Genomic DNA, 26,250 nt, shown 5'->3' with positions numbered 1-26,250 from the left:
GGCCCGCTGCTGGGCGCGGGGCCGGGCCGGGGACTGTCATTGCTGTTCGTGCTGGGCGGCGTCTGCGCAATGGCAGTGGCGGTGACAGCCCTGCTCCATCCGCGCGTGCGGGCCGTGGAACTTGAAACCGGATTGCCAATGACAGACGGGCAGTCCCTTGGACATGGTAAAGGAAACCCATGACGCAGACCCTCCCTGTTGTCGAAGTCGCCAGCGATGGCGTCGAGTTTGGCGCGGCCTGGTGGAAGACGATGCTCTGCTCCGCGCTGCCCGCGGACTCGGGGCCCCGGGGGCTCATCTACGCGGGAGCGCACGTCGGTGAACACGTGCCGCTCTTCTCGGCCGGCGGCTTCACGCCCATCCTCGCCATCGAACCGAACCCGGTCGCCTTCGCCCAATTGCGCCAGGTGGCGCCCCGGTTCGAGGGGGTGCAGTGCGTGAACGTGGCGGTGGGGGACCGCGACGGCACGACGCCGTACTTCGCGGTGAGCGACGTGCCGACGCTGAACTCCACGCTGGAGCCGGACCGGGACTACTGGCTCAAGGTGGCCGGCCCGGAGCTGGTGGACCGCCACCCGGTGCAGCGCAGCGAGGTGCCGGCCGCGCGGCTGGACACGCTGCTCGCGGGCAAGGCGGAGGCGTACAACACGCTCTACATCAACACCCAGGGCTCCGAATTGAAGGTGCTCCAGGGGGCCCGGGAGATCCTCCCCCACATCGAAGCCATCTTCACCGAGGTGAACTTCGTGCGCCGCTACGACGGCTGCGCCACATTCGATGAGGTGGATGCCTACCTGAAGGCCGCGGGGTTCGGGCTCATCTACCTGTGGCGCTACCAGGACGGCCGCTACACCCACGGTGAGGCCATCTATTCGCGCGCCGCGGCGCAAGCGTTCAAGGAATACGCCTGAGCATCCGTTCGCGGGGCCTGCCCGGAAGCGGCGCCTCCTTCGGGAAAGGACGTCCATGCATCAGCCATTCGTGTCCGAGTCGCAGTTCGAAGCCATCCAGCAGCTCCTGACCGAGGCGCGGGGGCGGTTCGCCCCGTCCGAGCTGGAGCGCTTCGAGCAGGCCCTGATGGGCGCCGCCGGCGCGGTGCCCCGTCCCCCGCTCGCGCCGTTGCAGGATCCGGCGTTCTATTTCCCGGGGCTGACGGCGCGGCCCTGGCATGAGGCGTCCCGCTATCCCACCGTCGCCGCCACCGTGGAGCTGCTGGAGTCAGCCGCGGCCGGGGTCCGGGAGGAACTGCTTGCGGCGCTGGAGACGCGGCAGGGCTTCCAGCGCTTCCCGGAAGGAAACCAGGAGCGCGCGGACTGGAACGTCGTCTATCTCAAGGGCAACTCCCAGAAGGTGCTCCAGAATCGCGAGCTGTTCCCCAGGACGGCGCGGCTGGTGGATGCGATTCCGCGCTCCGGCGCGGGGAGCATGGCCATGCTGTCGGCGGTGAACCCGGGAGGGCACATCGAGCCGCACTGCGGGCCGATGAACGTCCGGCTGACGGTGCACCTGGGCCTCGTCATCCCGCCGGACTGCCGCTTCCGCGTGGGCGCGGAGTCGCGGACGTGGCAGCCCGGCCGGTGCCTCGTGTTCGACGAGAGCTTCGAGCACGAGGTCTGGAACGACAGCGCGCAGACGCGCTTCGTGCTGCTGGCGGACCTGTGGCATCCGGAGCTCACCGACGTGGAGATCGAGCTGCTGGAGCGCTGCGACGTCATCCTCGGCAAGAGCGGGGCGGTGGACCAGATGGTGGACGCCGCGCAGGGCCGGCTCGACGGACAGAAGTGGTGGGCGTAGTGGCCGGGCCCGGAGGACCCGAGGCGGGGAGGGCGCGCCGGGGCGTGGCGTTCTTCCTCTGCGTGCTGGCGCTGCTCATGGCCGCGTGCATGGCGGCGCTGCTGCGCACGCAGGGGCTGTTGGAGGAGCACCTGGGCCTGGCCCTGGCGTTCATGTGGACGCCGGCCCTGGCGTCGGTCGTGGCCCGGCTGGCCCTGCGCGAGGGCTTCCAGGACGTGTCGTTCCGCCTGGGAGGCGCGCAAGGGCGCCGGGCCGTGCTGGTGGCGTGGCTGCTGCCGGCGCTGGCGGCGGGGCTCGCCTATGGCGTGGCGTGGGGGGCCGGGCTGGTGGCCTTCTCACCGCCGACGCTCCGTGACTTCGGACTGGAGGGGCTCCCCCCGCTGGCCCGGTTCGGGGTGCTGCTCGCCATCAACCTCACCGGAGGACTGCTCATCTCGGCGGTGACGGCGACGGGGGAGGAGCTGGGCTGGCGCGGCTACCTGCTGACGCGGCTGGTGGCGGCGGGGGTGCGCTACCCGGTGCTGTGGAGCGGGCTCATCTGGTGGGCCTGGCACCTGCCGCTCCTGGTGAGCGGGCGCTACCGGGTGGGGCCGGAGCCCTGGCTGTCGCCGGCGTTGTTCCTGATCCCCATCCTGGCGGCGTCCTACGTGATGGCGCGGCTGCGGTTCACCACCGGGAGCGTCTGGCCGGCCGTCATGCTGCACTCCAGCTCCAACGCGGTGGTGCAGGCCGCGTTCGATGCTTCATCGAGCGATGCCTCGCTCTGGGTGGGCGAGTCCGGCCTCCTGGTCTGCCTGACGAGCCTCCTGGGGGCGGCGCTCATCGCGCGGTGGTGGGCGCCGCGGCTCCCGGCGGGCGTCACACCGCGTCCCGCACCTGGACCCTGAACCCGCGCAGGAGCGCCCACAGCAGCTCCAGCACGGAGCCACCGCACGCCCGGCGGGAGACCTCCAGCCGGGTGCCCACGGGGGCATGGCCCAGGCGGGCGTCCAGGTCGTTGAAGAACCGGGACACGCCCAGGTGCGACAGCGGCTCGCCCCGAGGCTGCCCGGTGGTGCCGGCCGTGTAGCGCACGGAGGCGATGCCCTCCGGCGTGGTGCCCGCGCGGGGAGGTCCGAGCACGCGCAGCTGGAACGCCTCCTCCGAGTCCACGAACACGGTCCGCACGCCCTGCGTCCCGGGGGCCAGGTCCCGGTGCGACTGCGTGACGAACACCCGCAACTGCGCGTCCTCCAGCAGCGCGGCCAGCTGCTCGGGTGAAGTGTCCGGATCCAACGACACGCAGGCACCGCCGGCCTTGAGGATGCCGAGCAGCGCCACGACCATCCCGGTGGAGCGCTCCACCTTCAGCCCCACGCGCACGTCGGGCGCCACGCCCTGCTCGCGCAGGTGCCACGCCAGCGCGTCGCTGCGCGCGTCCAGCTCCGCGTAGGTGAGCGTCTCGTCGTCGCCCACGACGGCTTCCGCGTCCGGCGTGCGGGCCACCTGGGCCCGGAACTGCGCCGGCAGGCAGCGGGCGTCGTCCTGGGCCGCGGCCGTCGCCTCCTGGAACCAGTAGAGCCGCGCCGCCCCCTGCCGTTCAGCCTGCGGGCAGAGGAGATCGACAAGGCTTGGAGCAAAGCCGAACTTGCTCTCCCCGCTATCTACTGAATTCATGGAAAGTCACCTTAGCACGGAAATGCCCTATTGGCTCCAGACCCTCTCATGGAGGGCTGACATTCCTCGTACCGGGGTGGGATGGACGCGTTGACGGCCTGTTGGTGCCCCGTTCAGGCGGTCTCCAGCACGAGCCGCTGGCTGACCTCCCTGCACACCGCCTGCGCCTGCTGCACGGTGTCCGCATAGGCGAGCACGTAGCCCGCGCGGTCCTCCGACTTCAGGGCCTGCCGGACGGTGGCGCCCAGCTCCACCGCGAGCGAGATGTCCACCACGCCTGGCAGCCGCTTCAGCGCCAGCGCGCCGTTGATCCGCTTGAGCTTGCCGGGCGGCGGGGTGAAGTACTGGATGGCCGCGCCGCCTCGGGGCACCGGATCCGCTTCCAGGGGCTTCAGCGTCCCCATGGCCCACTGGAGCGTCATGTCCAGCAGGTCGTGCCCCGTGGTCAGCCGGACCAGGTCCCACAGGCGGTCGCCGCCCAGCCGCGTGTGCGTCTCCACGATGCGGGGACCGCGCGACGTGTACTTCAGCTCCGTGTGCGAAGGCCCGTCCTGGAGTCTGAGCACGTCCAGGAAGCTCCGGATGAAGTCGCGCACCTCGCGGTCCCGCTCCGGGCTCATGGGCGCGGGGACCTGGTGGGCCACTTCCAGGAACGCGCTGCCGTTGGGGTCCGTGCTCTTCGTCTCCTCGTTGATGCCCAGGATGACGTGGCGCCCCGCGAAGGAGAAACACTCCACGGAGTACTCGGGGCCGTCCAGGTACTCCTCGGCGATCCACGACGCGCGGCCGTTCAGCACGCCTTCCAGGTCCGCTTCGGAGCGCACGAGCCGCACGTCGATGCTGCCCACGCCGTCCACGGGCTTGAGGATGAACGGGTAGCCCTGACGCCCGGCGAACGCGACAGCTTCCTCCCGCGTCTTCACCGCCGCCCACTGCACAGGGGAGAACCCGCCGGAGTCGAGCACCCGCCGCATGGCCGGCTTGTCGCGCGTCTTCTCCACCAGCTCCAGGGGCGTCCCCCGCAGCCCCAGCGCGTCGTTGATGCGCGCGCAGGGAATCAGCGCCTCCTCCGCGACGGTGATGGCGCTCACGAAGGGAGTGATGGCGTGCGCGGCCTTCAGCATGGGGATGAGCGCCGGGTCGTCATAGCTCATGAGGAGGACCCGGTCGGACTGCCGGTTCACGTGGTCGTCGGACAGGCCCGGCTGCTGGATGATCAACGGCCGCAGGCCCAGCTGCCACGCCCGCTCCGTGATGAACTGCCTCGCGCCCAGAAGGATGAGGTTCGCCGCCATGTTCATGCGCTCCTTGAAGTGACGTCCTCCGCGCGGCCCCGCGCGTGACGGATGAAGGCCTGGCGTCCTTCCTCGGAAACGACGAACGCCCACCCCAGCTTGCCTCCACTGGTGATGTTCACCACCTTGGAAGTGCGGCTGCCGCGGACCAGGAAGCCGTTGGTCCTGCCTCCGTAGGAGTAGAAGCCCAGCACCAGCCGGTACTCCGCCGGGGCCGTATCGCCCCCGGCGCGCAGCCGGACGGTCTCCGCTTCCACGACGCGCTGGCAGATCCACCGCTCGATGCCTGCCTCGCGCAGCTTCTGTTCCAGCACGTCCGCGGACCAGTCCGCTCCCATCAGCACGCCGCTGCCGCCATAGGAACTGCTGTCGTCGATCTTGAACACCAGCCCGGCCTTGTCGCGCAGGGCGTCCGCCAGGTTCGCCTCCGACAGCGAGAAGGCATGGGGCAGGTACTTCTGGATGGCCGCCACCTCTTCGGCGCTGAACAGCGCCTGATGGTCCGGTTCGCACAGCAGCGCGAGGAACCGCTTGCTCATCCGCAGCTCCGGTTCGAAGCCGTTGGTGAGCACCGCGCCGCTCGCCCAGAGCTTCTCCAGGAACACGAAGCCGTCGGTGACCTCCTCGTAGGTGAACATGCGGTGGATGAGCGTCCGCTCCGCCTCCTCCCGCTTCAGCCACGCCTCCGGGTAGCTCACCTCGTCCAGGATGTGGACCTGCACGCCCGGGTTCAGCTCCTCCAGATACCGCTTCAGGTACTCCTGGCGCGGATACCCCAGGCCCGAGTGCCCCTTGGAGTCGAGGATCACCACCCGGCGCAGGCTCCGCTTGCGGCACTCCTCCGCATACAGCACGGCCAGGTCCCGCAGCGGGCTGTCCATCAGTCCGGCCCGGGGAAACCCGAGCGCCTCGGTGGCCGCGCGGGAGCCCTCGTAGGCCTCGCCGCCGCCCACGCCGGGGAAGATGTTGAACTCGCAGAAGAAGTAGCCCTGCCGCGTGGGCACCACGTCCATGCGGCCAATCGTCGCGTCGCCGTGGCGCAGGTTGTCCCAGTGGATGAAGCGCGAGAGCCGCCGGGGCATCCGCAGCAGGTCGAGCAGGCCTTCCTGTGAGCGCGTGTCGATGAGGTGGCCAATGAGCTTGAGCTGCGCGGAGAGCAGGGCGCGGCACGCCTGGCTCAGCTCCACGAACTCCGCCTGGCTGAAGAGGAGCGGGTGCGCGAACTGGCTCTTCTCGTACATGGGCGAGTCCAGGTCGTGGATCGCGGCCATCGTGCTTGCCTGCGCCGTGACGTCACGCGCGGGGGTCCATCCCTCTTCCAGGGCGGCGAGGAACGCTTCGTTGAATTCGCCAATCATGGGGGGCCTCTATGAGCGTCCGGTGTCGCCGACACCGAACAGCGCGTTCATCTTCTGGAGGGAGAAGGCCTTGTAGATAACGGGCTCGTACTTCGCGGGCGTGTCCTTGCAGAACTTGGGGAAGCACTCGATGAGCGCGTCGTCGTTGGCGAGCTTGAAGAACGCCAGGGACTGGCGCTCGCCGCCGGACAGCACGACCCGGTGCGGGGTGGAGACGTATTCGTCGTTGGACCAGCGGGCCATCAGGTCGCCAATGTTGACGATGAGGTGGTCGCGCCGCTCCAGCGTGGGAGTGATCCACGCGCCTCCGCGCTCCTTCACCTGGATGCCCGGGCCCGTCTGCGCCAGGACCGTCAACAGCGTCCCGTCGGTGTGCTCGCCCATGCCCTGGTCGTTGACCAGCTCCGGATTGAGCTGCGGGTAGAGCAGGGAGCGCAGCGAGTCGGTGGACGCGGAGGTCTTCTTCGCGAAGAAGTCCCGGGGCAGGTCCAGCGCGATGCTGAACAGCTCCGTGAGCCGCGCCGTCAGCGCCTCGCACTCCTGGAAGTACGCCTTGAGCGCCGCGCGCAGCCGCTGTCCGTCCGCGTCCGCGCTGAACGGCAGGCTCGCGCTGTCATCCTCGATGAGCCGGCCCACGCTGAACTTCTCCACGTAGTCGCTGGGCAGTCCCTTGCGGCCCATGTACGCGAAGGCGTTCTCCTCCAGCATGCCGCTGTAGCCATAGGGCGTGTAGTCGTCCGCGGCCATGGTGAAGCCGGACTGCAACCGGCAGCGGTTCTTCGCCTCCATCGGCTGGCGGAAGAACGCTCGCGACAGGGAGTAGGCGTCCTCGAAGACGGCCGGCGCGATGCCATGGCCACTGAGGGTGAAGAAGCCCACCTGCTTGCAGGCCCGGTCGATCTCGAACGCCGCCCGGCGCTCGGCTTCGGACCCTGGCGTCGCGGACGTCAAATCGATTCGCGGCAACTCCTTCATCATGTGCTCCTCCAGGTTCAATGACTCGGTTCCAGCTCGCGCAACACGTGCGCGACCGTGAGGACGTCGAGGAAGGCATGGCCCGTCGAGCTGAAGACGGTGCGGCCCGTGCGCAGGGGACCGCTGTCCCTCCGCACGAGCTGCCCCAGGGTGATGGCGCTGGCGTGGACCGGTCCGGCCTCCGCGAGCGCCGTGGGCAGGTCCTCGACGATGACCGTGGACGAGCGCAGCAGGTCGAGCGGCACCTCCCGCGCCTCCACGGTGTGTCCACCCATGCAGTTGATGTGCACACCGGGGGAGAGGCCCTCGAAGCTCCCCAGCGGCGTCTTCGACGACGTCGCGGTGCCAATCACGTCCGCGCCCCGGATGGCGTCGTCGAGCGACCCGCATGAGACGACGTGCACCGCTTCACCCAGCGACGCGCGCAGCTCCTTGGCGAACGCGCTGCCCCTGACTGCGTTCCGTGCCCAGACCCGCACCTCCTGGATGGGGCGGACCGCACGGACCGCCGCCACCTGCTGCCGGGCCTGCGCGCCGGTCCCCGCCACCGCCAGCGTCCGGGCATCCGTGCGGGCACAGAAGTCCGTGACCAGCGCGGACACGGCGGCGCACTTGAGCTCCGTCACGGCCGCACCGTCGAGCAGCGCGAGCAGCTCCCCCGTGCGGGTGGAGAACGCCGCCACCACACCGTTCATGGTGGGCAGCGGGTCCGTCGCGGAGCGCTCGAAGAGGGTCGCGACCTTGTTGATGTAGAGGCCCAGGTGCTCCGACACGGCCGGCATCGACACGAACGCGGCGTGCCGGGTGGAGGAGGGGACCGCGACGCGCAGCGGGACCTGCACGCGCTCGTGCAGGCCCTCCGTGAGCGCCGCCTCCAGCTCGCGCACGAGCCGGGGCAGGTTCCCGTGCGCGGAGATGACCTCGTGGGAAAGGAAGGCAGCCATCGCACGCTCCCCGCCTACAGCGTCGCGAGGACTTCCTTCAGGTGGCTGATGAACGCCTGGACCCTCTCCGTGGGCAGGTCGCCGCGCAGCATGAGACGGATGCCCGCCTTGCCCACGGGCACGATGGGGAAGAAGACCGCGGAGCAGTAGAAGCCACGCTTGTAGAGCTCGCGCGAGAGCTTCACGGCCTTGTCCTGCTCGCCCACCTCCACGACCTTGATGTGGAGCCCGTCGCCCCGCTGCGCGGTCTGGATGTGCTCGTCGAACAGCTCGATGTTCCGGCGCAGCTGCTCCTGCCGCTTCGCCAGCTCCGGGCTGCGGTGCACCTTGATGCTTCCCAGGGACGTGCCGATGGCCGCCGTCCGCAGGCTCTGGGACCAGCCCATGGGGCCCGTCCGGTAGAGGAAGTCGTAGTGCTTGCGCGAGCCGAGCATCGCGATGCCGCCCGTGCTGCCGAACGCCTTGGCCGTGGAGGCGATGATCAGCGTGCGGTCATTCATCTCGCGCAGCCGCGAGCGGATGTAGCCCTCGCCGTTCTTCCCCTGCGTGGAGAGCGAGTGCGAGTCGTCGAGGTAGAGGAAGAGGCCGTACTTCTCCTGGAGCGTGAGCAGCGCCGGGAGGTCCGTGGCGCCGCCGGTGGAGTAGACGCCGTCGCAGACGTAGGCCACGCGCGGGTACTTCCGGCAGACGTCCTCCAGGTAGTTCATGTCGTTGTGCGGGGCGTTCAGCACCAGCGTCTCGTCGGCGACGATGGGCTTCACGAACGCCATGGAGAAGTGTGCGAACTTGTCGAACACCATCGCCAGGGGCCCGCTGCCGGTCAGGTGCCCGGAGCCCAGCACCGGGAGGATGGCCGCCGTGAGCGCGCTGGAGGTGACGGCGGGCAGCACGGGCCCCCCGAAGAGGTCCGCGAGCTGCTTCTCCAGCTCCTCCATCACGCCCAGCCGGATGCGGAACTCCGCCATCGACAGGCCGGTGATGCCCTCGCGCTTCAGCGCGTCGATGCCGCCCTGGATGACGTCCGGGTGGCTGTTGAGCCCCAGGTAGGAGCAGGAGCACAGGTTGGCGAACTCGTGCCCGGTGTCCACCTCGCGCATGCGGTTCTGGCCGTCCACCGCCTCCACGCGGATGTTGAGCATGTTCGACTCCCGGGCCACGGCCCAGGCGCTCTCGCTGGCGGGGATCATCTTCTGGTTGTTGCGGTGCAGGTGGGGACCCATCACCGCGTCGCCGGGGGTCGTCACTTTCGCGCTCCCGTCTTGTCGATCACGAACTGACCGATGCGCTGGAGCGCCTCGCGGCCACTGCTGAGCCGGTGGAAGTGCAGGTGCCAGACGTGGACCATGTCGGGCCACTCCTCGAACGTGACGTCCACGCCCTGGTCCTGGGCCTTCTTCGCCATCGCCTGCGAGTCGCTGAAGAGCATCTCCCGCTCGCCCACCTGGATGAGCAGGGGCGGGAAGCCGGTGAGGTCCGCGTGGATGGGCGAAATGGTGGGCTGCCGGGCGTCCTGTCCGTTGAGGTAGTGCCGGGCGACCTCCTCCACCACCTTGCGCTGCACGAGCGCGTCCGCCTTCTCGCGCGCCGTGTAGCTGTCGCCGTGGATGCCCAGGTCGAACCAGGAGGAGATGCACACCAGGGCACCCGCGAGCGGGAGGCCCCTGGCCCTGGCGTTGACCTGCATGGAGACCACCAGTCCGCCACCCGCCGAGTCCCCGGCGATGGAGATGTGGCCCGGCGTGAAGCCACGCTCCAGCAGCCAGCGGTACGCCGTGGTCGCGTCATCCAGGGCGGCCGGGTAGGGGTGCTCCGGAGCGCGGCGGTAGTCGAGCTGGAGCACCCGGCAGCGAGCCTGCCGCGCCATCTCCGCGGCCATGTGGCCATGGCTCACGAGCGAGCCGAAGACGAAGCCCCCGCCGTGCAGGAAGAGGAGGGCGCGGTCCTGTTCGCACACCGGCGGCGTGAGCCACTGGGCACGAATCCCGTTCACGTTCACGGGCTCCACGCCGATGTCCTCGGCGATGGGCAGCCCGAGCGAATCGTAGTGGACCCGCGCCGCCTCGTAGCCATCCGGCCAGGGCCGGGCGTCCAGGTACGCGAGCAGGTCCTTCATCTCCGCCGCGTTGCGCTCCGCGTGCTGTCGCGTGGTCATGCCCGCACCTCGATGATGTTCGGGTACGGGTTGAGCTCGCCGCGGACGAAGCGGGTGATGTTGGCGTCCTCCTTGTGGTTCGAGGCCTTCTCCAGCGACAGGCCGTAATAGTCGTACCAGCGCTTGAGGTCGTCGGAGCCCGCGACCTGGTACTCGACGTGCCGGATGGGGCGCTTCGCGGCCTTGCTCGCGTCGGTGAGGGACGGCTGGGTGGCCGCGTGCGCGAGCCCGCCCACCACCTCGTTGTGGAGGACGATCATCACGATGTCGTTCTCCAGGTCGAGCTTCAGCGCGAACGAGTAGTCGCGCAGGATCTCCTCGGAGAACTCCGCCTTCACCGCGACGTTGTAGTTGTTGGGGATGTTCTCGATGAGCGCGCGGGGATCCAGGCCCTTGTCCTGGCAGAACCGGCGCGTGTCGCAGATCATCGGCATGCCGCCGCTGATGTTCTGGTTGGGCCCGTAGAGGTTCGCGATGAACGGCGTCGCCGAGTCGAAGTGGACGCACTTCGTGGTGACGAACTCGCGGCTCTCGGTGTGGTCGCTGTTGGGCGTGAAGTTGCGGTTCTTGTTGAAGCCGTCCACGTCCATCTTGGCGACGCGGTCGTAGGCGACCGGCGTGGGGCTGTAGCGCGCCAGATCGAAGCGGGGCGCGATGGCCCGGAAGAGGCCCTCCAGGTAGTCGCGGGCCAGCGCGGCGCCGGACTCGGTGTGGAGGTCCAGCCCGCGCTCCGCGAGCAGCTTGTTCACGCCGTAGACCACCGCGAACCCGTTCTTCTTCTCCACGGCCTCCACGATGGCGTCGAGCAGCGCAGGGGCCGGAGCCGCCGGGCGGCCTTCACCCAGGTCCGCCGGGAAGGTGGAGACGTTGATGAACGAATCCTTGAGACGGCTCGGATCGAGTCTTTTCATGGGCTGTCCAGGGGATGAGGGGGAATGGCGCGGCAGCCAATGAATGGGCAATGGCCGCGATGTCTGACTTGATATACTGATGCGAAAGTCCGGCGTCAATCCACCCTGTCCCTGATCGGGATCGCCAGGGGAAGACAGGCTTTGAGGCGCTGTGATGGAGCGCGCAGCTTGAAACCCTATCACCCGCACCCGGGCCCGTGAACGACGCTCCCGGGAGGGCGGCGGCGCTCCTCTGGCGCAACCCCTCGCATGGGTCAGGTAGGATCCCGCTGGCGCCGTCACGTGTTGGCCTGGATGTATGGGATTTGGCTGGTCGTGGACGCATCCGGGCCATGCCCTTACATTGTCTGGCAATGCTGAAAGGACATCTGGATGGGATCGCGCCGGTTGCGATCTCTGGCTTTGCGTTCGCTTTGCCCGGCGCCCGCACACTCGATGAACTGGCGGAAGTGCTTCACGGGGGGCGGACGACGTATGGCCGGTGGCCGGAGGAGCGCATTCCCCCGGCCCTGTACCTGGACCCCTCGGCGGCCGTGGGCGCGGCCCGGACGTCCACGCTGCTGGGTGGGGTGGTGGGTTCGCGCGAGCTTCCGGAGCAGGTTCCGCACCGGTGGGTCGTGGAGACGGCGCACCGGGCCCTGTCTTCCGCGGGGCTGGCGCCTGGCTCATTCAACGGGCAGCCCGTTCCGGTGTTCCTCGCGCATTCACGCGGGGGCGGTCACGGGCTCTACGACGCCGCGGTGCTGGCGGTGGCGGGACAGCTCCAGCCGTACCTCGTGCACGGCGCGCATCCGAATGAGTTCTCCCACCCGGAGCTGACGGACCTCACGCGCAAGGTGCGCCAATCGCTCCGCGAGTCGTTCGGACCGGACTTCGTGGAGGACCCGAGGGAGCGCGCCACGCACCGGCTGGCGAGCGCCATCGCGGAGGCGCTGGGGACCACGGAGAAGGCGCTGCTCGTGGACGGGAACTGCACCGGCGGTCTGGCCGCGATTGAACTGGCGGCACGGGAGCTCGCGAAGGGGGCGCCGTGGGCCATCGCGGGCGCGCTGTCCTACGTCGACACGGTCAACCAGGTCCTCTATTCGAACTCACGCCTCCTGTCGTCCGAGGGCTGCTTCCCGTTCGCCCAGAAGGGGAACGGCACGGTCATCTCCGACGGCGTGGTGCTGCTGGTGCTCACGAGCCTGGAGCGGGCCACGCAGGAGCGGCTCCCCATCCACGGGGTGATCCGGGGCGTCGGCGGCGCGAACGACGGCGCGGCCGAAGGCTACATGCTGGTCCCGAACCCGCGCGGCCACGCGCTGGCGGTAGGTCGTGCACTGGAGCAGGCAGGAGTCGCGCCGCGGGAGCTGGGAGTCATCCTGGCGCACGGCACGGGCACGCGGGCGGGTGATGCCGTGGAGGCGAAGGTCTTTGACCGGGCCTTGAAGGCGCAAGGGGAGGCAGCCCAACCCACGTCACCGGTGCCCGTGATGTCCATCAAGGGGAACCTGGGACATGCGAAGGAGGCATCCGGGCTGGCGAACCTGGTCGCGCTGCTCGCCCTGTTCGAATCCGGAGGCATCCCGGGGCCGGTCCACGGGGACAAGCCCCGGAGCCTGCTCGAACCCGGAGGCCTCATCGAGGTCGAGCGGACCGCGCGGTCCTGGCCGGCGGGCGAGCAGCCGCGCATCGGAGGCGTCAGCGCCATCGCGAGCGGAGGCCAGAACTACCACGCGGTGGTGGAGGACCGGCCCTCACCCGCGCGAGCCCAGGCGCTGCTGAAAGGCACGCGGAAGCGTCCCGTGAGGAGTGATGAACCCATCGCCATCGTGGGCATGGCGGGGGCGTTCGCGGAGGCCCCCGACCTCGGCACGCTGTGGACGAACCTGCTCCACGGCCGTCGTGCATTCCGGAGGCTGCCATTCGGGCTTGGAGCGCCGCTGGACCTGGATGCACACCGGTTCGCGGATCGCGCCATCGAGTACGACGAACGTCCCGCCGACATCCTCCGGCATGATCCACTCCACTACCTGCTGGTGGACCTGGCGCGGAGCGCGGCGTCGAAGGTTCCCGTAGAGCGGGGAAGCAACATCCCGGTGATCGTCTCCGCGGAGCACTGCACCGAGTACGGACTTCGCCAGGTCGCCGCGGCACGTCTGCCGGAGATCGAGGAGCACCTCCAGCGCGTGTTGCGCGAGACGGGCAAGGACTCCAAGGGAGTCGCCCGGACGGTGCGCGCGGCGATGAAGCGCCTGTCGGGCGACCTTCCAGAGCTGTGGGCCGGCAGCCTCTTCAACCTGTCGCCCAGCTTCATGGCCGCGAGGATCGCCCGAGCGTTCGACCTGACCGGACCGACCTGCGCCATCGAGGCCGGAGGCGCGGCTGCGTCCATGGGCGGCCTGGAGGTCGCTTGTGGCCGGCTGGCATCACGCGAGGCGGAAGCGGTCTTCTGGGCGACGGCGGACATGCGGCTCGGAGTCACCCGCATGGCGGACGAGGGCGCACTGGGACTCCTGTCCCACCGGGACACGCCGACCGCGTTCGACACAGCCTCCGACGGCTACCTGCCTGGGGAAGGCGCCACGGTGTGCCTGCTGCGCCGCCTGTCGGATGCACAGGAGCGAGGGGAGCCGGTGCTCGGGATCATCCGGGCGATGGGCAGCGCGTTCGGGACGCCCGACGACCACGGCCTCGTCTCCGAGCCCGCGATGAGCCTGGCCATCCGGCGTGCCTGGTCACGATGTGACGTGTCCGCGGACGCACTCGCGTTCGTCGAGTGCTCAGGCAGTGGTCATCCCGCCAGTGATCGAGCGGAGCTCGCCGCCCTGGGACGGACGCTCGCCACCGCGCGAGCCAGGCCGCTTCCCGTCGGAGCGGTCATGCCGAACATCGGCAACACCGGCGCGGCAGCAGGGGCCGCGAGCCTGGTGAAGGCGCTGTTCACGCTGGCCGCGAAGCGGGTTCCGGCGACCGTCGGTGTGACAGCTCCGCTCGTTGGAGCGGCCGACAACCTGCGAGTCGTCACGGAGCCCCAGGAACTGAAGGAGGCGCGCTTCGCCGGAGTCAACGCGGCGGGCGGAGGCGGCACCCACTACCACGTCGTGCTCGAAGCCGGCCCCGACCTCCAGGTGCCGGGACGATGAACCCCCAGCCAGAGGTGAACCTCCAGCGTGAAGATGTCCTCGTGCATCTGGAGAGGGGGCTCCAGGAGCGGATCCCGATGACGAAGTTCCTCGGCATCCACTTCGTGGAGTTCGAACCCGGGAGCATCGTGCTCGGCGCGCCGCTGGGGCCATCGCTGAATCATCGGGGCACGGCCTTCGGTCCCGGGGTGTTCACCACGGCCGGACTTGCCCCCTGGCTGTTGCTCGTGAGGGCCGCATGGGCGGAGCGGCTCTCCGTGCAAATCCTCCTGCGCCGCTGTGAGTTTGCCATCCACCGGCCCATCGCCTGTGACTACCGGGCCCGCTGTGACGCGTTGCCCGCGCTCGAAGCCGACACGCTTCGCCAGGGAGGCAAGGTGCGGCTCACCGCCACGTCACAGGTCTTCATCGACGACGGCGCCCCCGCCGCGACCTACACCGCGCACTTCACCTTGATCGGTTCTTCAGATGCGGGGGAGGGCGACCTGGCGTTGCCCTTTCCGGAAGCGTGGCGCACGTGATCTACCGCAAGCTGGGCGGCATCGACGTGTCGGTCTTCGCTCTGGGAGCGGCCAACTTCGGGGGCATCGGCAGCTCCCGGAAACTGCTGGGCCAGGGCGAGAGCGAAGCCGAAGCCCATGCACTGTTGGACCGCGCGGTAGCGCTGGGGATCAATCTCATCGACACGGCGGGCACCTACGCGGATGGGGCCAGCGAAGCCATCATCGGCACCTGGCTGGCGTCACGTGGTGCCGCGATGCGGGACCAAGTGCTCATCTCGTCCAAGGTGGGCCTTCGCGGAGGGCTCGGGCGGAAGCACGTGTTCGCGGAGGTGGATCGCTCACTCGCACGGCTTCGCATCGACACGCTCGACTTCTACCTGTCGCACGTGCCCGACCCCGCCACACCGTGGGACGAAGTCCTCGACACCTTCCAGGCACTGGTGAGGGCGGGCAAGGTCCGCCGCTTCGGCCTGTCGAACGTGACCGCGAGCGACCTCCAGCGCTGTGCCGCTCCGCACTCAGGCGGACCCGTGGGATTCGGCTGGGTCCAGAACCGCTTCAACCTGCTCGAACAGGATGACGCGACAAACGGCGTGCTGGAGGCCTGCGCGAAGCTGGGGCTCCAATACACGCCCTATTCACCGCTGGCCGGTGGCCTGCTGAGCGGCCGGTACACCATGGCCGGTGAGATTCCTGACGGCACGCGCATCGGGCAGCGGCGGGACCTCTACGCGAAGGCCTGGACCCCGGAGAACGCGGCCCGGGTCGAACACCTGAAGTCACAGGCCGCCGTCCACGCGCTGTCACCCTCCGGCCTCGCGACCTGGTGGCTGGTGCACTGTCCCTTCGTGACGTCGGTCCTCGTCGGCGCCCGCAGCCCGGAGCAGCTTGAGCAGTTGGTGACGGAGGCGCTGGGCCTGCCCGCGAATGAAGACCTCTGGCGAAGCCTCACTTCCACCCAGGAGCGATGACGTGCGAGCAATGGTCTGTGGGAAGTGGGGCGGGCCCGAGCAGCTCACCCTCACGAATGTCCCCGAGCCTGTTCCGAAACCCGGCGACGTGAGCATCGAAGTGCACGCCTGCAGCGTGAACTTCGCCGACCTCCTCATGATCGGCGGGACCTATCAGACCCGGCCCGAGCTGCCCTTCGTCCCGGGCCTGGAGGCCGCGGGAATCATCGCCAGCGCTCCAGAGGGCTCGGGCTTCAAACCCGGGGACCGCATCGTGGCCATCCTCTGGCACGGAGGCTACGCCGAGCAGGCCGTGGCCTCCGTCCAGGAGACGTTCCTGCTGCCGGCGGGAATCTCCTTCGACGTGGCCGCGGCGTTGACCAGCGCCTACGTGAGCACCGCGCTGGCGCTGATCCGCGTCGCCCACCTGAAGCCGTTCGAAGTGCTCCTCGTGCTCGGAGCGGGCGGCGGCGTGGGGCTCGCCGCGGTGCAACTGGGCAAGGCACTGGGCTCCAAGGTCATCGCGGTCGCGAGCACCCCGGACAAGCTCGCCATCGCGCGCGAAGCCGGAGCGGACCAGGTCATCAGCTCGGCTGACGCGGACTGGAAGGATCAGGTCCTCGCCGCCGCAGGGCCCAACGGTGTGAACGTCTGTTTCGATCCCGTCGGCGGTCCGCTCTTCGACCCGGCGCTGTCGACGCTGGGCTGGGGAGGCCGCTACGTGCTCGTGGGCTTCGCGGCAGGCCAGGCCCCGAGCATCCCCGCCCACCGGTTGCTCGTGAAGCACCGCGCGGTGCTGGGCTCGTCGCTGCGCTACTTCCGCTACCACGACCCGGCCGCGCTCCGCGAAACCATGGACCAGCTCTTCGCCTGGTACGCGCAGGGCCGCATCACCCCACGAATCACCCTCCGGCTCCCGCTGGAGGGGACCGCCGCCGGCCTGCGCACCCTCGCGGAGCGGCGGGCCGTCGGCAAGGTGGTGGTCCACGTCCGCGAGGGCCGGGAGGCGCCGCCCGCCACCAAGAGCGCCTGACGGTCCTCGTGCTTTCAACGTCCTGCGAGAGCACGCGCCATTCGCTGTCCGCTCTCGGGACCGACGGGAGAATAGAAGAGGACTCGAAGCGTGCGTGCGTCCGGCTCGATGTGCATCAGCGTCACGTGCGCCAGCTCGATGCGGCCGGTTCCGGGGATATCGACGGTCTTCGTGCCCTCGGGCTCGGCATACAAGTCATGCTGCGTCCAGAGCCGGCGGAACTCGGGGCTGCTGGCCCTCAGCTCGTCCGCGAGCTCCTGGAACTGCTCGTGAGCACTCGCGCGCGCGGCTTCCGAGCGAAAGCGCGCAACGAGGTTTCGTGCGTGTGCCTCGCGCTCCACCGTGACGAGCGGCGGTCCCTTGCCGAGGAAGAGGTTCCGCAGGGCATTCGTGCCACGCAGATCCCCCCAAAGCTTCAGCGCGGGCCCGTTCATTGCGACGACGTCCCAGCGCAGGGTCGAGACAGTCGCCGGATGACGATGCGCCTCGATCGTGCCCGAGAGCAGAGGGCTCACGATCGGCGGCGTTGCGGCAATCGGACGGGGCGAGCGGCCTTGGGCAAGCTCGAACAGGTACGAACGTTCCGCCGCATCGAGGCGCAGCGCGCTCGAAAGTCGCTCGAGCACCGCCTCCGAAACCTGGATGTCGCGCCCTTGCTCGAGCCACGTGTACCAGCTCGCCCCCACGTCGGCGAGCTGCGCGACCTCCTCGCGCCGCAGCCCCGGCGTGCGCCGCCGCCCACCCTCGGGCAACCCCACATCGGACGGCCGCAGCCGCGCCCGGCGGGTCCGGAGAAAGTGCCCCAGCTCGGAGCGCGGAGACGACAGGGACGCGGCGGCCATGGGCCGCAGTATAACGTCACGGTCGCTCACGCCCCCTGAGAGAGTCATCGTCCAAACTGGGCCTGGAGCCGTTCGGGCACGCGCGCGCCCTGAATATGAATTTTGGCTGAGGCCTCCTCGATGCGCTGCAGGTCGCCCTGCGTCAGTTCGACGTCGAGCGCGCCCAGGTTCTCTTCCAACCGGTGCAACTTCGTCGTGCCAGGGATTGGAACGAACCAAGGCTTCTGGGCCAGCACCCAGGCAAGCGCAATCTGGGCCGGCTTGACCTTCCCTTCGGCGATGAGGTCCTTCACGGTGCCGGCGACGTCCTCGATGGGCACATCCGGGTCGACACGGTGCTGGTAGAGCAGGTCGATGAGAAATGGCCCGTAGACTTCCGCGGTGTCGAAGAACGTGATGCCGCGGTCAACCGCCGCGCGCAGCAGCTTCGTCATTTCCGCGGTGTCCTTGGGCGGACCGTAGAAGAAGCTCATGCCCATACAGCCGAGGCCGAGCGCCGATACTTCCAGTCCCTGTCCAAGCTTGCGCTTTTGCATCACATTCCTCGCGTGTGATTGACCGCTCGAATGCCTTCGATGCCGTTAGCGAGCGTTCTTCGGCGCCCTGCCCAGGTTGCCCAGGAATTCGATCATCCAGCCCGGGTATTCGGCGGGCAGTGCGCTCACCTTGTCGAGCTCGGCGAGCTCGGCGGGGTCGAGCACGAAGTCGCTGGCCTTCAGGTTGTCCCTGAGCTGCTCCTCGTTCTTCGCGCCGACAATGATCGCGGAGACGTGGGGCTTTGCGAGCAGCCACGCAAGCGCGACGCAGGCGACGCTCGCGCCCTTGGCGTCGCCAATCTTCCGCATCGCGTCGATGCAGTCGAAGGCGCGGTCCTTGTTGACGGGCGGGAAGTCGAAGCTGGCTCGGCGCGAGCCGTCAGGGCTTTTGCCGTCACGACCATGCTTTCCGGACAGCAGGCCCCCGGAGAGCGGGCTCCATACCATGAGCCCCATCTGCGCGTCGTTCAGGAGAGGCACGAGTTCGCGTTCGAGATCGCGGGTGGCGATCGTGTAGTGGGCTTGCAATGACTCGAAGCGAGCCCAACCCTGGCGCGCCGCGATGCCGTTGGCCTTGGCGAGCTGCCATGCTGCGAGATTCGAGCAGCCGACGTACCGCACCTTGCCAGAACGGACAACGTCGTCGAGGGCGCGCAGTGTCTCATCGAAGGGGGTCACCGGGTCGAAGCCGTGAATCTGGTAGAGATCGATCCAGTCGGTCCCGAGGCGCTTCAGGCTGCCCTCGATGGAGCTCAGGATGTGAGCGCGGGAGAGGCCCTGCTGGTTCGGACCCGTGCCCACCTTGCCGCGCACCTTCGTGGCGAGCACGACGTCTTTGCGGCGCGCGCCGAGGGCCTTGCCGAGGATCTTCTCGGACTCGCCCTCGGAGTAGACGTCAGCGGTGTCGAAGAAATTGATGCCGTTCTCGAGCGAGATTGACACGAGTTCGTCGGCCTCGGCCTGGGCCGTCTTGCCAATGGGCTCGTAGAAGCCCTTCCCGCCGAATGTCATCGCTCCGAAACAGAGTTCCGAGACGTAAAGGCCCGTGCGGCCGAACAGCCGATAGCGCATGCGAAATGCTCCTGAACGCAGGCCACCGGACGCCCCGGTGGGCCTTCTCATGGCGCTCAGGATACGAACGGCGTGAAGGACTGCCAGAGGAAGAATTTATCCTGGGACTGCCACCACCAGTTGTGTCAGGCGCTCTAGGTGAACGAGCGGGGCAACCCGAGCACGTGCTGGCTGATGTACGACAGGGCCATGTTCCGGCTCACGGGGGCGTTGATGAACAGGCGCACCTCGCGGAACTTGCGCTCCACGTCGTACTCCTCCGCGAAGCCATAGCCGCCGTAGGTGTCCATGCAGGCGTTGGCGGCCTCCCACGCGGCTTCGGCTGCGAAGTACTTGGCCATGTTCGCTTCGGCCCCGCAGGGCTGGTGGCTGTCGAAGAGCGTCGCGGCCTGCTCCGTCAGCAGGGACGCGGCCGTGAGCGCCGTATGCGCCTTCGCGATGGGGAACTGCACGCCCTGGTTGGCGCCAATGGGCTTGCCGAACACCACGCGCTCCTGCGCATACGTGACGGCCTTCTCGATGAACCAGCGGCCATCCCCGATGGCCTCCGAGGCGACGAGCACCCGCTCCGCGTTCATGCCGTCCAGGATGTACGAGAAGCCCTTGCCCTCTTCGCCAATCAACCCCTCGACGGGCACTTCGACGTTCTCGAAGAACAGCGCGTTCGTCGCATGGTTGAGCATGGTCCGGATGGGCCGCACCTCCAGCCCCTGCGTCTTACGAAGGTCGATCAGGAAGACGCTCATCCCCTCCGTCTTCTTCTTCACCTCTGTCCGGGGCGTCGTCCGCGCGAGCAGGAGCATCAGGTCCGACTGGAGGACCCGCGAGATGAAGATCTTCTGGCCGTTCACGACGTAGCGGTCCCCGCGCCGGACCGCCGTCGTCTCGATGGCGGTGGTGTCCGAGCCCGAGTTCGGCTCCGTCACCGCGAACGCCTGGAGCCTCAGCCGTCCTGCGGCGATCTCCGGCAGGTAGCGCTGCTTCTGCTCGGCCGAACCGTGCCGCAAGAGCACGTTCATCACATACATCTGCGCATGACAGGCGGACGCGTTCCCGCCGAAGTGGTTGATCTCCCCCAGCACGACGGCCGCCTCGCGCAGCCCCAGCCCCGCGCCGCCGTACTCGGCCGGGATGAGGGCCGCCAGCAGGCCGGCCTCGGTGAGGGCCTTGACGAAGTCGTGAGGGTACTCACGCTCCGCGTCGAGGGTGCGCCAGTACTTCGAGGGGAATCGGTTGCACAGGGCACGCACGGACGCGCGGATCGCGTCACGGGTCTCATGGGAGTCCATGGGCGAAGGATGTCCGGCCCCTCTTGCTGACTCCAGGACAGGGCGGGTCCGCGCCAGCGCATCGCACAAGTCCACCCCCGGGGTCCGTTGGAGTAGAGTCCTCGGTCCCATGGAGCGCACCGGCGCGGCGGCGATCATCATTGGCAACGAGGTCCTCACCGCGAAGGTGAAGGACGAGAACGGCCCCCACCTCATCCAGCGGCTGCGGGAGCTGGGCATTCCGCTCGTCTCGGTGGAGACCATCCTGGACGACGTGGACGCCATCGTGGACGCGGTGGCCCGCGCCCGGCGCAAGGCCCGCTACGTCTTCACCAGCGGAGGCATTGGCCCCACCCACGACGACGTCACGGTGCGCGCGGTGGCGCTCGCGCTGGGCCGTCCCGTGGTGCGCCTGCCGGAGATGGTGTCGGCCATCCAGGCCCGCGCGGGCACGTCTCCGGTGACGCCGGAGTCCCTGCGTCTGGCGGACGCCCCGGAAGGAGCCGTGCTCCTGGCCCAGCCGGGCATGTGGTTCCCCGTGCTGACGGTGGGCGACCTGTTCCTCTTGCCGGGGGTGCCGCAGCTCTTCCGGCTGCAGCTGGAGACGGTGCTCTCACGGCTGAGCGGCACGCCGGTGCACCTGGTCAACCTCTACTTCAACCTGGGCGAGAGCGCCCTGGCCGCCGTGCTGGACCGCGTGGCGCTGGACATGCCCCACGTGGCCATCGGCTCGTATCCCGTGTTCGACGCGGCCATGGACTACCGCGTGAAGATCACGGTGGAGGCCCCGGAGCGCTCCCACGTGGACGACGCCGTGGGCCGGCTGCTCGCGGGGTTCCCGGCGGACGCGCTGGTCCGCCGGGAGTAACGCGGGCTTCTACAGCGACATCCCCAACCGCTGACGCAGGCGGAAGAAGTCGTCCGTCAGCAGCCACGTCAGCAGGGCCTTCAGGTCCGCGCGCTCGCGCACCGCCTGGAGGATGGCGTCGGTGCCCTCCTGCTTGCCGGCCACGATGTTCGGATCCTCGCGCAGCACCATGGTGAGGCCCACGGACGGGTCACCGCACACCAGCAGGCCCGCGCGGTCCGCCGAGTAGCCAAGCGCGTCCACCGCCGAGGCCACGTCGATCTTCGACTGCTCGGACAGCGTCTGCGCGGGGCCCTCCGAGGCCTTCATCGCCTTGCGGTTGAAGGCCTTCTTGAGCTGCTTCGTCATCTCGTCGTTGCGCCGGCCCAGGCCGTTGAACTGCTGCACGTGGACGCGGATGGCGTTGCCGAACAGGTCCACCGTCTCGCCCTGGGACGTCTTGGAGAGGACGGCGGTCTTGTTGAGCAGGCCCAGCACCGCCTTGCCGATGAGGAACTTCTGCTCACGGGCGTTGAAGCGGCGCACGACGTCCTGGCCCACGCACAGGGACAGGGGCTCCGTCGTCTCCAGCTGCAGCATGCCGCGACGGGCGAGGTAGACCTCGAACTCCTCCACGCCGAAGGTCTGCGCCACCGCGCGCACGGCCTTGAACACGGCCGAGTCCGGCTTGAGCTTGTCCGTCTTCGGGTTGACGCCAAGCATCTCGAACTGTGGCGGGAACACCTTGCCCAGGTGCTCACCCATCGCGCGCAAGAGCTCCATCAGCGGGCCGCGAGCCGCCGGATGCATGAGGACGGTGTCCACGTCATTGGCGGTCAGCGCCTCACGAGGCTCCTGCGGCTGCCGGGCGCGGGCCTCCGAGTAGTAGGCCTGCTCCACCTCGGTGGTGGCGCGCATGAACATCAGCACCGAGGCGACGGCGAACGCCTTGTCCTGCTGCTTCTGGGCGTCCCACAGCTTGAACAGCGCGTGCAGGCTCTCCAGGCGAGCGGGGTCCTGGCGCAAGATCTGCCGGTGCTCCTCGATGGCGAGCGGGTAGCTGGCCATGTCGCGGCCATACAGCTCCGCCAGCGCGGCGCGAGCCTGGAGGTTCTGGGCGTCCTGCTCCACGAGCTGCCGGTAGATGACGGTGGCGCGAGCGGGCTCCGCCAATGGGCCCGAGTAGAAGCTGGCCACGCGCATGCGCAGGGCCATCGCGCGCTTGACGTCCGAGGACGCCGTGGCGGCGGCCTGGGCTTCCAGCATCTGCGCCAGCTCCGGCAGGTTGCGCTGGCGCTCGTAGAGGACCACCAGCCGGTCCACCAGCGCGGGCTCGCCCGGCGTCAGCTCCAGCGCCTTCTTGTAGAGCGCGGTGGCGGAGGCGACGTCGCCCAGGCCCTCGTCATGGATGCGAGCCAGCTCCACGGTGAAGCGAGCGCGGGCATCGTTGGGCAGGTCCTGATCCAGCAGCCGGCGCAGGCAGTCCACCGCGCCGCCGAAGTTGCGGCCCTGTGCGTACACCGTGGCCAGCCGCTCCAGAGCCTCCGGGTGGCGGGGCAGGGTGGCCAGCGCCGTCTGCAGGTGCGCGGCCGCACGGCCCGGGTCGTTGAGGTGCTGCTGGTACAGCGCGCCCAGGGTCAGGTGGTGCTGCGCGAGCACGCGAGGGTCACCGCCTTGCTGCACACGCTGGCCGAGCATCTGCGCGGCCTCCGCGTACTGCTGCGCCTCCAGGAGGAGCAGGCCGCGCGTCTCCAGTGCGTCGGGGAAGCCGGGCCGGGCCGCGAGGGCCTTCTCCAGCACCTCGAGCGCACGGGCGCGGTCGCCCAGGGCCACGTTGTGCAGCCGGGCCGCGGTGACGTACGCCGCCGCGGCGGCCTCCACGTCACGCTGCGCGAGCCGGGCCTCCGCGCGCCGCTCGTGCAGGGCCGCGAGGTCGGAGGAACCACCGCGCTGCGCGAGCAGCTCCTCCAGGCCGGTGGCCGCGCCCGGGTGCAGCGGGTCGCGCTCCAGCGCCAGGCGGTAGAGCGCCGAAGCACCGTCGGGGTCATTGAGCTTCTGGGCCGCGAGCTTCGCGGCGGCGACGAAGCCCTCGATGGCGCTCTTGGTGTCGCGGCTCGCGCGGGCCTCGGTCTCCATCATGGCGCGCGCGGTGGCGAAGTCGTTGCGGCGCAGGGCCACGCGTCGGGCGCCCTGGAGCGCGGGGAGGCACTGCGACTGGAGCTCCAGCGCCTGCTGGTAGAGGGCGGCGGCGGGCTCCAGGTCGGGGTTCTTCTCCGCCAGCTCGGCGGCGCGCAGCAGCAACTCCAGCGCCTCCGTGGCGTCGGTGGTGACGGCCAGCCGCATGCCGTACATGCGCGACAGGGCGGCGGTGTCACCGGTCTGGCGCAGCGCGCGCTCCAGGCTGAAGGCGAGGCGCGCGTCGGAGGGATCCGCGTCGAAGGCACGCTGGTAGACCTCCAGGGTGCGCTCGGTGGGCGGGCCCTTCTCCTGATCCGCGGCGGCCAGGAGGCGCAGGGCGCTGGACAGGCGAGTATCGGTGACGCGCTCGGCGATGCGGGCGCGAAGCTCCGCGCGGCGGGGGCGGTCCGACACGCGGATGCGCTCCAGCAGGGTGAGGGCGGTGAGGTTGCTGGGCTCCAGGGCCAGCACGGACTCGCAGCACTGCGCGGCGCGGGACGGCTCCTGGAAGCGGTCCAGGTAGAGCCGGGCGAGCTTGAGGTAAGCGGTCACCTTGGCCGCGGGCGTCTGGCCCACCTGCGTCTCGCGGTCGAGGATGGACACCAGCTCCTTCACATTGTCCTGAGCGACGTACAGGCGCTCCAGCGCGCGAAGCGTGGCGGCGTGGCCCGGCGTGAGGCGAAGCACTTCCTGGTAGCCGTCGATGGCCAGCTCCGGGCGGCCCAGCTGGTCTTCCCAGATGGCGGCGGCCTGGTACATCGCGTTGGCGCGCTCCAGCGGGTCGGTGCGGTTGGCGGCGTCCGCGCGCAGCACCTCCACGAGGCTCTCCCAGGCCTCGTGGGCCCGGTGGATGCGAGCGAGCGCACGCAGCGCCGGGAAGTAGCTGGGCGCCAGCATCAGCGCCTCCTGGTACGACGCGAGCGCCTCGTTCTCCTGCTTGAGGCGGTGCTCGTACAGCTCGCCAATCTTGTAGATGAGCGCGGCGGCCGCGTCGGTGGAGGGAGAGATCTCCGACTCCGCGCGGTACATGTCGATGAGCTTCTCCCACCGGCCGTCCTGCGCGTACAGCCGGCCCAGGGCCTTGAGCGCGGGCAGGTACGAAGGCGACAGCGCGAGCACGCGCTCATAAGCGGTGATGGCGCCCACGCGGTCCTTCAGGTGCTCGTCGAGGATCTCCGCGTTGCGGTGGAGGAGCGACAGGACCTGCTTGGTGTCGCCGGCGAAAGAAGCCTCCAGGTCGTTGGTCTCCAGCAGCTCGCGGTAGCGCCCGGCGCGCTCGTAGAGGCGGGCCAGGTTGCGAAGCGTGGGGAGGTGATCCGACGCCAGGTCGAGGATGCGCTTCATGCACTCGATGGCGTGGTCGAGGTCACCCAGGCGGTCCTCGTAGATGACCGCCATCTTGTTGAGCGTGGTGATGACCTGATCTCGGTCGGAAGTCTGGAGCAGGTCCTGCTCGAACATCCCGACGAGTTCGGCGAAGCGGCCCTGGCGCTCGTAGAGGCGGGTGAGAGCCTTCTGCGCGGGGAGGTAGCCCGGCTGGAGCTGGAGGCACGCGTTGTAGCGAGCAATGGCGTCCTCCTGGCGGCTCAGGCGCTCCTCAAGAATCTCAGCCGCTTTGTACATGCGAGCGGCCTTGCCCTTGGCGTCTTCGGCGGCGGTGACCTCCGCGTCGAAGACAGCGACAAGGCCTTCCCAGTTCTGCATCCGGTACGACAGCTTGCCCAGGCCCGCGAGCGCGGCGGCATGGCTGGGGATGCGGGAGAGGATGGCCTGGTAGCGGGCGGCGGCCTCCTGGTCGCGCTTGAGGTCGTCCTCGTAGAGAGCGGCGAGACGCAGGTTGATGGCGACGAGCTCGCTCTCGTCGTTGATGGAGCCCACCCACGCGAGCAGCACGTCGGCCAGCTCCTCGAAGCGCCCTTGAGTCTCGTAGATGCCGGCGAGCGCGTTGAGGACCAGCGGCTCATTCGGGCTCACGCGGCGAGCGGCGAGCAGCGCGGACAGGGCATCGTCCTTGCGGCCCAGGCGGTCATGAATCTTGGCGATGTGGAGGTACGCAGGAGCGGCCTGGGAGCCCTGGCCCTCGGCCTCGGAGAGGAGGGCGGAGAGGAGTTCATCGGTGCGGCCCTCGCGCTCGGCGACGCGCTTGACGGCGGCCTGGAGCAGCGGGTCGGAGCGGTCGAGCGCGAACGCCTCACGGAACGCAGCGGCGGCGGCCTCCTTCTGCTTGAGGCGCTCCTCCAGGACCATGCCCGCGGAGGTGAGGTAGTGGGCGCGAAGGGAAGGCGGGACAACAGCCGCGGCGAGCAGCCGGTAGATCTCCACCAGCGCGCCCGCGTCGTTACGGGACGCGTAGACGGACTCAAGCTGGGTGAGGAGGGTGACGTCGGTGGGCTTGCGGTCCAGGGCCTGGCGAAGGGCATCCGCGGCGTCGTTGTCGCGAGACAGGCGCTCCTCGAGGATCTGCCCCTTCTCGAAGAGGAGGGACGCCTGCTGGCGAGGATCCTCGGAGGCGATGAGCTCCGCGTCGATGAGCTGCACGACCATCTGCCAGTTGCCGACGTCCGCGAAGAGGCGGCGAGCGGCGCGGATGTTCGCGAGGAAGCGAGGCGCCAGCTTGTAGGCGTTCTGGAACGCGACAGCGGCGTTGCGAGGATTCTTGAGCGGCTCTTCCCAGAGCAGACCGACCTCATGGAACAGGAGGGCGGCGGTCTGGGGTTCGGTGGTGGCGAGGGCCTTGGCCTCGCGCTCCATGGAAGCGATGCGCTCGCGGGCATCGTCCTCGGCGCTGGCCTGGGGAACGGGGGCGGGG

21 protein-coding genes and 1 pseudogene are annotated in these 26,250 nt (G+C 69.3%); 9 read left to right on the top strand and 13 right to left on the bottom strand.

Going from position 1 to position 26,250, the window contains the following annotated elements; translation table 11 throughout:
• From D7W81_RS43035 to D7W81_RS22945, 4 genes and pseudogenes are all read left to right on the top strand, one after another.
• Nucleotides 1–183 (top strand): annotated as a pseudogene (locus tag D7W81_RS43035) (MFS transporter); the annotation flags it as partial.
• Nucleotides 180–911: an FkbM family methyltransferase gene (locus D7W81_RS22955; RefSeq protein ID WP_120557533.1), complete on the top strand. Its 732-nt coding sequence runs from the start codon at nt 180–182 to the stop codon at nt 909–911. The pseudogene D7W81_RS43035 and the gene D7W81_RS22955, both read left to right, overlap by 4 nt.
• 55 nt (nt 912–966) lie before the next feature.
• Entirely contained in the window at nt 967–1,794 is an 828-nt protein-coding gene (locus tag D7W81_RS22950; RefSeq protein WP_120557532.1) for an aspartyl/asparaginyl beta-hydroxylase domain-containing protein, read from the top strand.
• Between the two features lie 44 nt (nt 1,795–1,838).
• A complete protein-coding gene (locus D7W81_RS22945; RefSeq protein ID WP_120557531.1) occupies nt 1,839–2,681 on the top strand; it encodes a CPBP family intramembrane glutamic endopeptidase in 843 nt (280 codons plus the stop codon).
• Here D7W81_RS22945 and D7W81_RS22940 read toward each other — a convergent pair.
• The 8 genes from D7W81_RS22940 to D7W81_RS22905 form a co-directional block, all read right to left on the bottom strand.
• Nucleotides 2,653–3,450, bottom strand: a complete 798-nt coding sequence (locus tag D7W81_RS22940; RefSeq protein ID WP_120557530.1) for an AMP-binding protein — start codon at nt 3,448–3,450, stop codon at nt 2,653–2,655. The genes D7W81_RS22945 and D7W81_RS22940 overlap by 29 nt on opposite strands.
• A gap of 113 nt (nt 3,451–3,563) precedes the next feature.
• The gene (locus D7W81_RS22935; protein WP_158621660.1) at nt 3,564–4,745 is read right to left on the bottom strand and encodes an ATP-grasp domain-containing protein; all 1,182 of its coding nucleotides are present in this window, start codon (nt 4,743–4,745) and stop codon (nt 3,564–3,566) included.
• A gap of 2 nt (nt 4,746–4,747) precedes the next feature.
• Complete coding sequence (locus D7W81_RS22930; RefSeq protein ID WP_120557528.1) at nt 4,748–6,103, bottom strand: hypothetical protein; 1,356 nt, start codon at nt 6,101–6,103, stop codon at nt 4,748–4,750.
• A 9-nt stretch (nt 6,104–6,112) separates the two neighbouring features.
• Nucleotides 6,113–7,081, bottom strand: coding sequence for an isopenicillin N synthase family dioxygenase (locus D7W81_RS22925; RefSeq protein ID WP_120557536.1), 969 nt, complete (start codon nt 7,079–7,081; stop codon nt 6,113–6,115).
• 14 nt (nt 7,082–7,095) lie between these two features.
• The gene (locus D7W81_RS22920; protein WP_120557527.1) at nt 7,096–8,022 is read right to left on the bottom strand and encodes an ornithine cyclodeaminase family protein; all 927 of its coding nucleotides are present in this window, start codon (nt 8,020–8,022) and stop codon (nt 7,096–7,098) included.
• Nucleotides 8,023–8,036: 14 nt separating this feature from the next.
• Nucleotides 8,037–9,266, bottom strand: a complete 1,230-nt coding sequence (locus tag D7W81_RS22915; RefSeq protein WP_208721420.1) for an aminotransferase class I/II-fold pyridoxal phosphate-dependent enzyme — start codon at nt 9,264–9,266, stop codon at nt 8,037–8,039.
• Nucleotides 9,263–10,174 (bottom strand): alpha/beta hydrolase, encoded by a 912-nt coding sequence (locus D7W81_RS22910; RefSeq protein ID WP_120557526.1) that lies wholly within the window; start codon nt 10,172–10,174, stop codon nt 9,263–9,265. Before D7W81_RS22910 ends, D7W81_RS22915 begins: the two co-directional genes overlap by 4 nt.
• Entirely contained in the window at nt 10,171–11,085 is a 915-nt protein-coding gene (locus tag D7W81_RS22905; protein ID WP_120557525.1) for a hypothetical protein, read from the bottom strand. The genes D7W81_RS22910 and D7W81_RS22905 overlap by 4 nt, the downstream gene beginning before the upstream one ends.
• 332 nt (nt 11,086–11,417) lie before the next feature.
• Here D7W81_RS22905 and D7W81_RS22900 point away from each other — a divergent pair, with 332 nt between their 5' ends.
• From D7W81_RS22900 to D7W81_RS22885, 4 genes are read left to right on the top strand one after another with little or no spacing between them, the layout of a single operon-like run.
• Nucleotides 11,418–14,213, top strand: a complete 2,796-nt coding sequence (locus tag D7W81_RS22900) for a beta-ketoacyl [acyl carrier protein] synthase domain-containing protein (RefSeq protein WP_120557524.1) — start codon at nt 11,418–11,420, stop codon at nt 14,211–14,213.
• A complete protein-coding gene (locus D7W81_RS22895) occupies nt 14,210–14,734 on the top strand; it encodes a YiiD C-terminal domain-containing protein (RefSeq protein ID WP_120557523.1) in 525 nt (174 codons plus the stop codon). The genes D7W81_RS22900 and D7W81_RS22895 overlap by 4 nt, the downstream gene beginning before the upstream one ends.
• Entirely contained in the window at nt 14,722–15,687 is a 966-nt protein-coding gene (locus D7W81_RS22890) for an aldo/keto reductase (RefSeq protein ID WP_120557522.1), read from the top strand. The genes D7W81_RS22895 and D7W81_RS22890 overlap by 13 nt, the downstream gene beginning before the upstream one ends.
• Nucleotides 15,688–15,697: 10 nt before the next feature.
• On the top strand, nt 15,698–16,699 hold the full coding sequence (locus tag D7W81_RS22885; protein ID WP_244227369.1) for an NADPH:quinone oxidoreductase family protein: 1,002 nt from the start codon (nt 15,698–15,700) through the stop codon (nt 16,697–16,699).
• A 14-nt stretch (nt 16,700–16,713) separates the two neighbouring features.
• On the opposite strand, the gene D7W81_RS22880 is transcribed toward D7W81_RS22885, so the two are convergent.
• The 4 genes from D7W81_RS22880 to D7W81_RS22865 form a co-directional block, all read right to left on the bottom strand.
• The gene (locus D7W81_RS22880) at nt 16,714–17,541 is read right to left on the bottom strand and encodes a helix-turn-helix transcriptional regulator (RefSeq protein ID WP_120557534.1); all 828 of its coding nucleotides are present in this window, start codon (nt 17,539–17,541) and stop codon (nt 16,714–16,716) included.
• A gap of 44 nt (nt 17,542–17,585) precedes the next feature.
• Nucleotides 17,586–18,077: an aldo/keto reductase gene (locus tag D7W81_RS22875; protein ID WP_120557520.1), complete on the bottom strand. Its 492-nt coding sequence runs from the start codon at nt 18,075–18,077 to the stop codon at nt 17,586–17,588.
• Nucleotides 18,078–18,122: 45 nt separating this feature from the next.
• The gene (locus D7W81_RS22870; protein ID WP_120557519.1) at nt 18,123–19,148 is read right to left on the bottom strand and encodes an aldo/keto reductase; all 1,026 of its coding nucleotides are present in this window, start codon (nt 19,146–19,148) and stop codon (nt 18,123–18,125) included.
• Between the two features lie 134 nt (nt 19,149–19,282).
• Nucleotides 19,283–20,437 carry an acyl-CoA dehydrogenase family protein gene (locus tag D7W81_RS22865; RefSeq protein WP_120557518.1) on the bottom strand — a complete coding sequence of 385 codons (1,155 nt, stop codon included), beginning with the start codon at nt 20,435–20,437 and terminating at the stop codon, nt 19,283–19,285.
• A 109-nt stretch (nt 20,438–20,546) separates the two neighbouring features.
• On the opposite strand from D7W81_RS22865, the gene D7W81_RS22860 reads away from it, so the two are divergent.
• Nucleotides 20,547–21,284 (top strand): competence/damage-inducible protein A, encoded by a 738-nt coding sequence (locus tag D7W81_RS22860; protein WP_120557517.1) that lies wholly within the window; start codon nt 20,547–20,549, stop codon nt 21,282–21,284.
• 9 nt (nt 21,285–21,293) lie between these two features.
• Here the strand turns inward: D7W81_RS22860 and D7W81_RS22855 are convergent.
• The coding region (locus tag D7W81_RS22855) for a tetratricopeptide repeat protein (RefSeq protein WP_120557516.1) at nt 21,294–26,250 on the bottom strand (4,957 nt) is incomplete at its 5' end.

The sequence above is a fragment of the Corallococcus aberystwythensis genome (genome assembly GCF_003612165.1).
GTDB lineage: Bacteria > Myxococcota > Myxococcia > Myxococcales > Myxococcaceae > Corallococcus > Corallococcus aberystwythensis.
Note: the sequence above shows the minus strand (reverse complement) of the source record. Positions and strands in the feature narration are given on the sequence as shown.

What these genes read in the sequence shown, in the direction of transcription:
- D7W81_RS22955 (WP_120557533.1), top strand. Translation starts at nt 180, where the DNA reads ATGACGCAGACCCTCCCTGTTGTCGAAGTCGCCAGCGATGGCGTCGAG.
- D7W81_RS22950 (WP_120557532.1), top strand. Translation starts at nt 967, where the DNA reads ATGCATCAGCCATTCGTGTCCGAGTCGCAGTTCGAAGCCATCCAGCAG.
- D7W81_RS22940 (WP_120557530.1), bottom strand. Translation starts at nt 3,450, where the DNA reads ATGAATTCAGTAGATAGCGGGGAGAGCAAGTTCGGCTTTGCTCCAAGC.
- D7W81_RS22935 (WP_158621660.1), bottom strand. Translation starts at nt 4,745, where the DNA reads ATGGCGGCGAACCTCATCCTTCTGGGCGCGAGGCAGTTCATCACGGAG.
- D7W81_RS22930 (WP_120557528.1), bottom strand. Translation starts at nt 6,103, where the DNA reads ATGATTGGCGAATTCAACGAAGCGTTCCTCGCCGCCCTGGAAGAGGGA.
- D7W81_RS22925 (WP_120557536.1), bottom strand. Translation starts at nt 7,081, where the DNA reads ATGATGAAGGAGTTGCCGCGAATCGATTTGACGTCCGCGACGCCAGGG.
- D7W81_RS22920 (WP_120557527.1), bottom strand. Translation starts at nt 8,022, where the DNA reads ATGGCTGCCTTCCTTTCCCACGAGGTCATCTCCGCGCACGGGAACCTG.
- D7W81_RS22910 (WP_120557526.1), bottom strand. Translation starts at nt 10,174, where the DNA reads ATGACCACGCGACAGCACGCGGAGCGCAACGCGGCGGAGATGAAGGAC.
- D7W81_RS22905 (WP_120557525.1), bottom strand. Translation starts at nt 11,085, where the DNA reads ATGAAAAGACTCGATCCGAGCCGTCTCAAGGATTCGTTCATCAACGTC.
- D7W81_RS22900 (WP_120557524.1), top strand. Translation starts at nt 11,418, where the DNA reads ATGCCCTTACATTGTCTGGCAATGCTGAAAGGACATCTGGATGGGATC.
- D7W81_RS22895 (WP_120557523.1), top strand. Translation starts at nt 14,210, where the DNA reads ATGAACCCCCAGCCAGAGGTGAACCTCCAGCGTGAAGATGTCCTCGTG.
- D7W81_RS22885 (WP_244227369.1), top strand. Translation starts at nt 15,698, where the DNA reads ATGGTCTGTGGGAAGTGGGGCGGGCCCGAGCAGCTCACCCTCACGAAT.
- D7W81_RS22880 (WP_120557534.1), bottom strand. Translation starts at nt 17,541, where the DNA reads ATGGCCGCCGCGTCCCTGTCGTCTCCGCGCTCCGAGCTGGGGCACTTT.
- D7W81_RS22875 (WP_120557520.1), bottom strand. Translation starts at nt 18,077, where the DNA reads ATGCAAAAGCGCAAGCTTGGACAGGGACTGGAAGTATCGGCGCTCGGC.
- D7W81_RS22870 (WP_120557519.1), bottom strand. Translation starts at nt 19,148, where the DNA reads ATGCGCTATCGGCTGTTCGGCCGCACGGGCCTTTACGTCTCGGAACTC.
- D7W81_RS22865 (WP_120557518.1), bottom strand. Translation starts at nt 20,437, where the DNA reads ATGGACTCCCATGAGACCCGTGACGCGATCCGCGCGTCCGTGCGTGCC.
- D7W81_RS22860 (WP_120557517.1), top strand. Translation starts at nt 20,547, where the DNA reads ATGGAGCGCACCGGCGCGGCGGCGATCATCATTGGCAACGAGGTCCTC.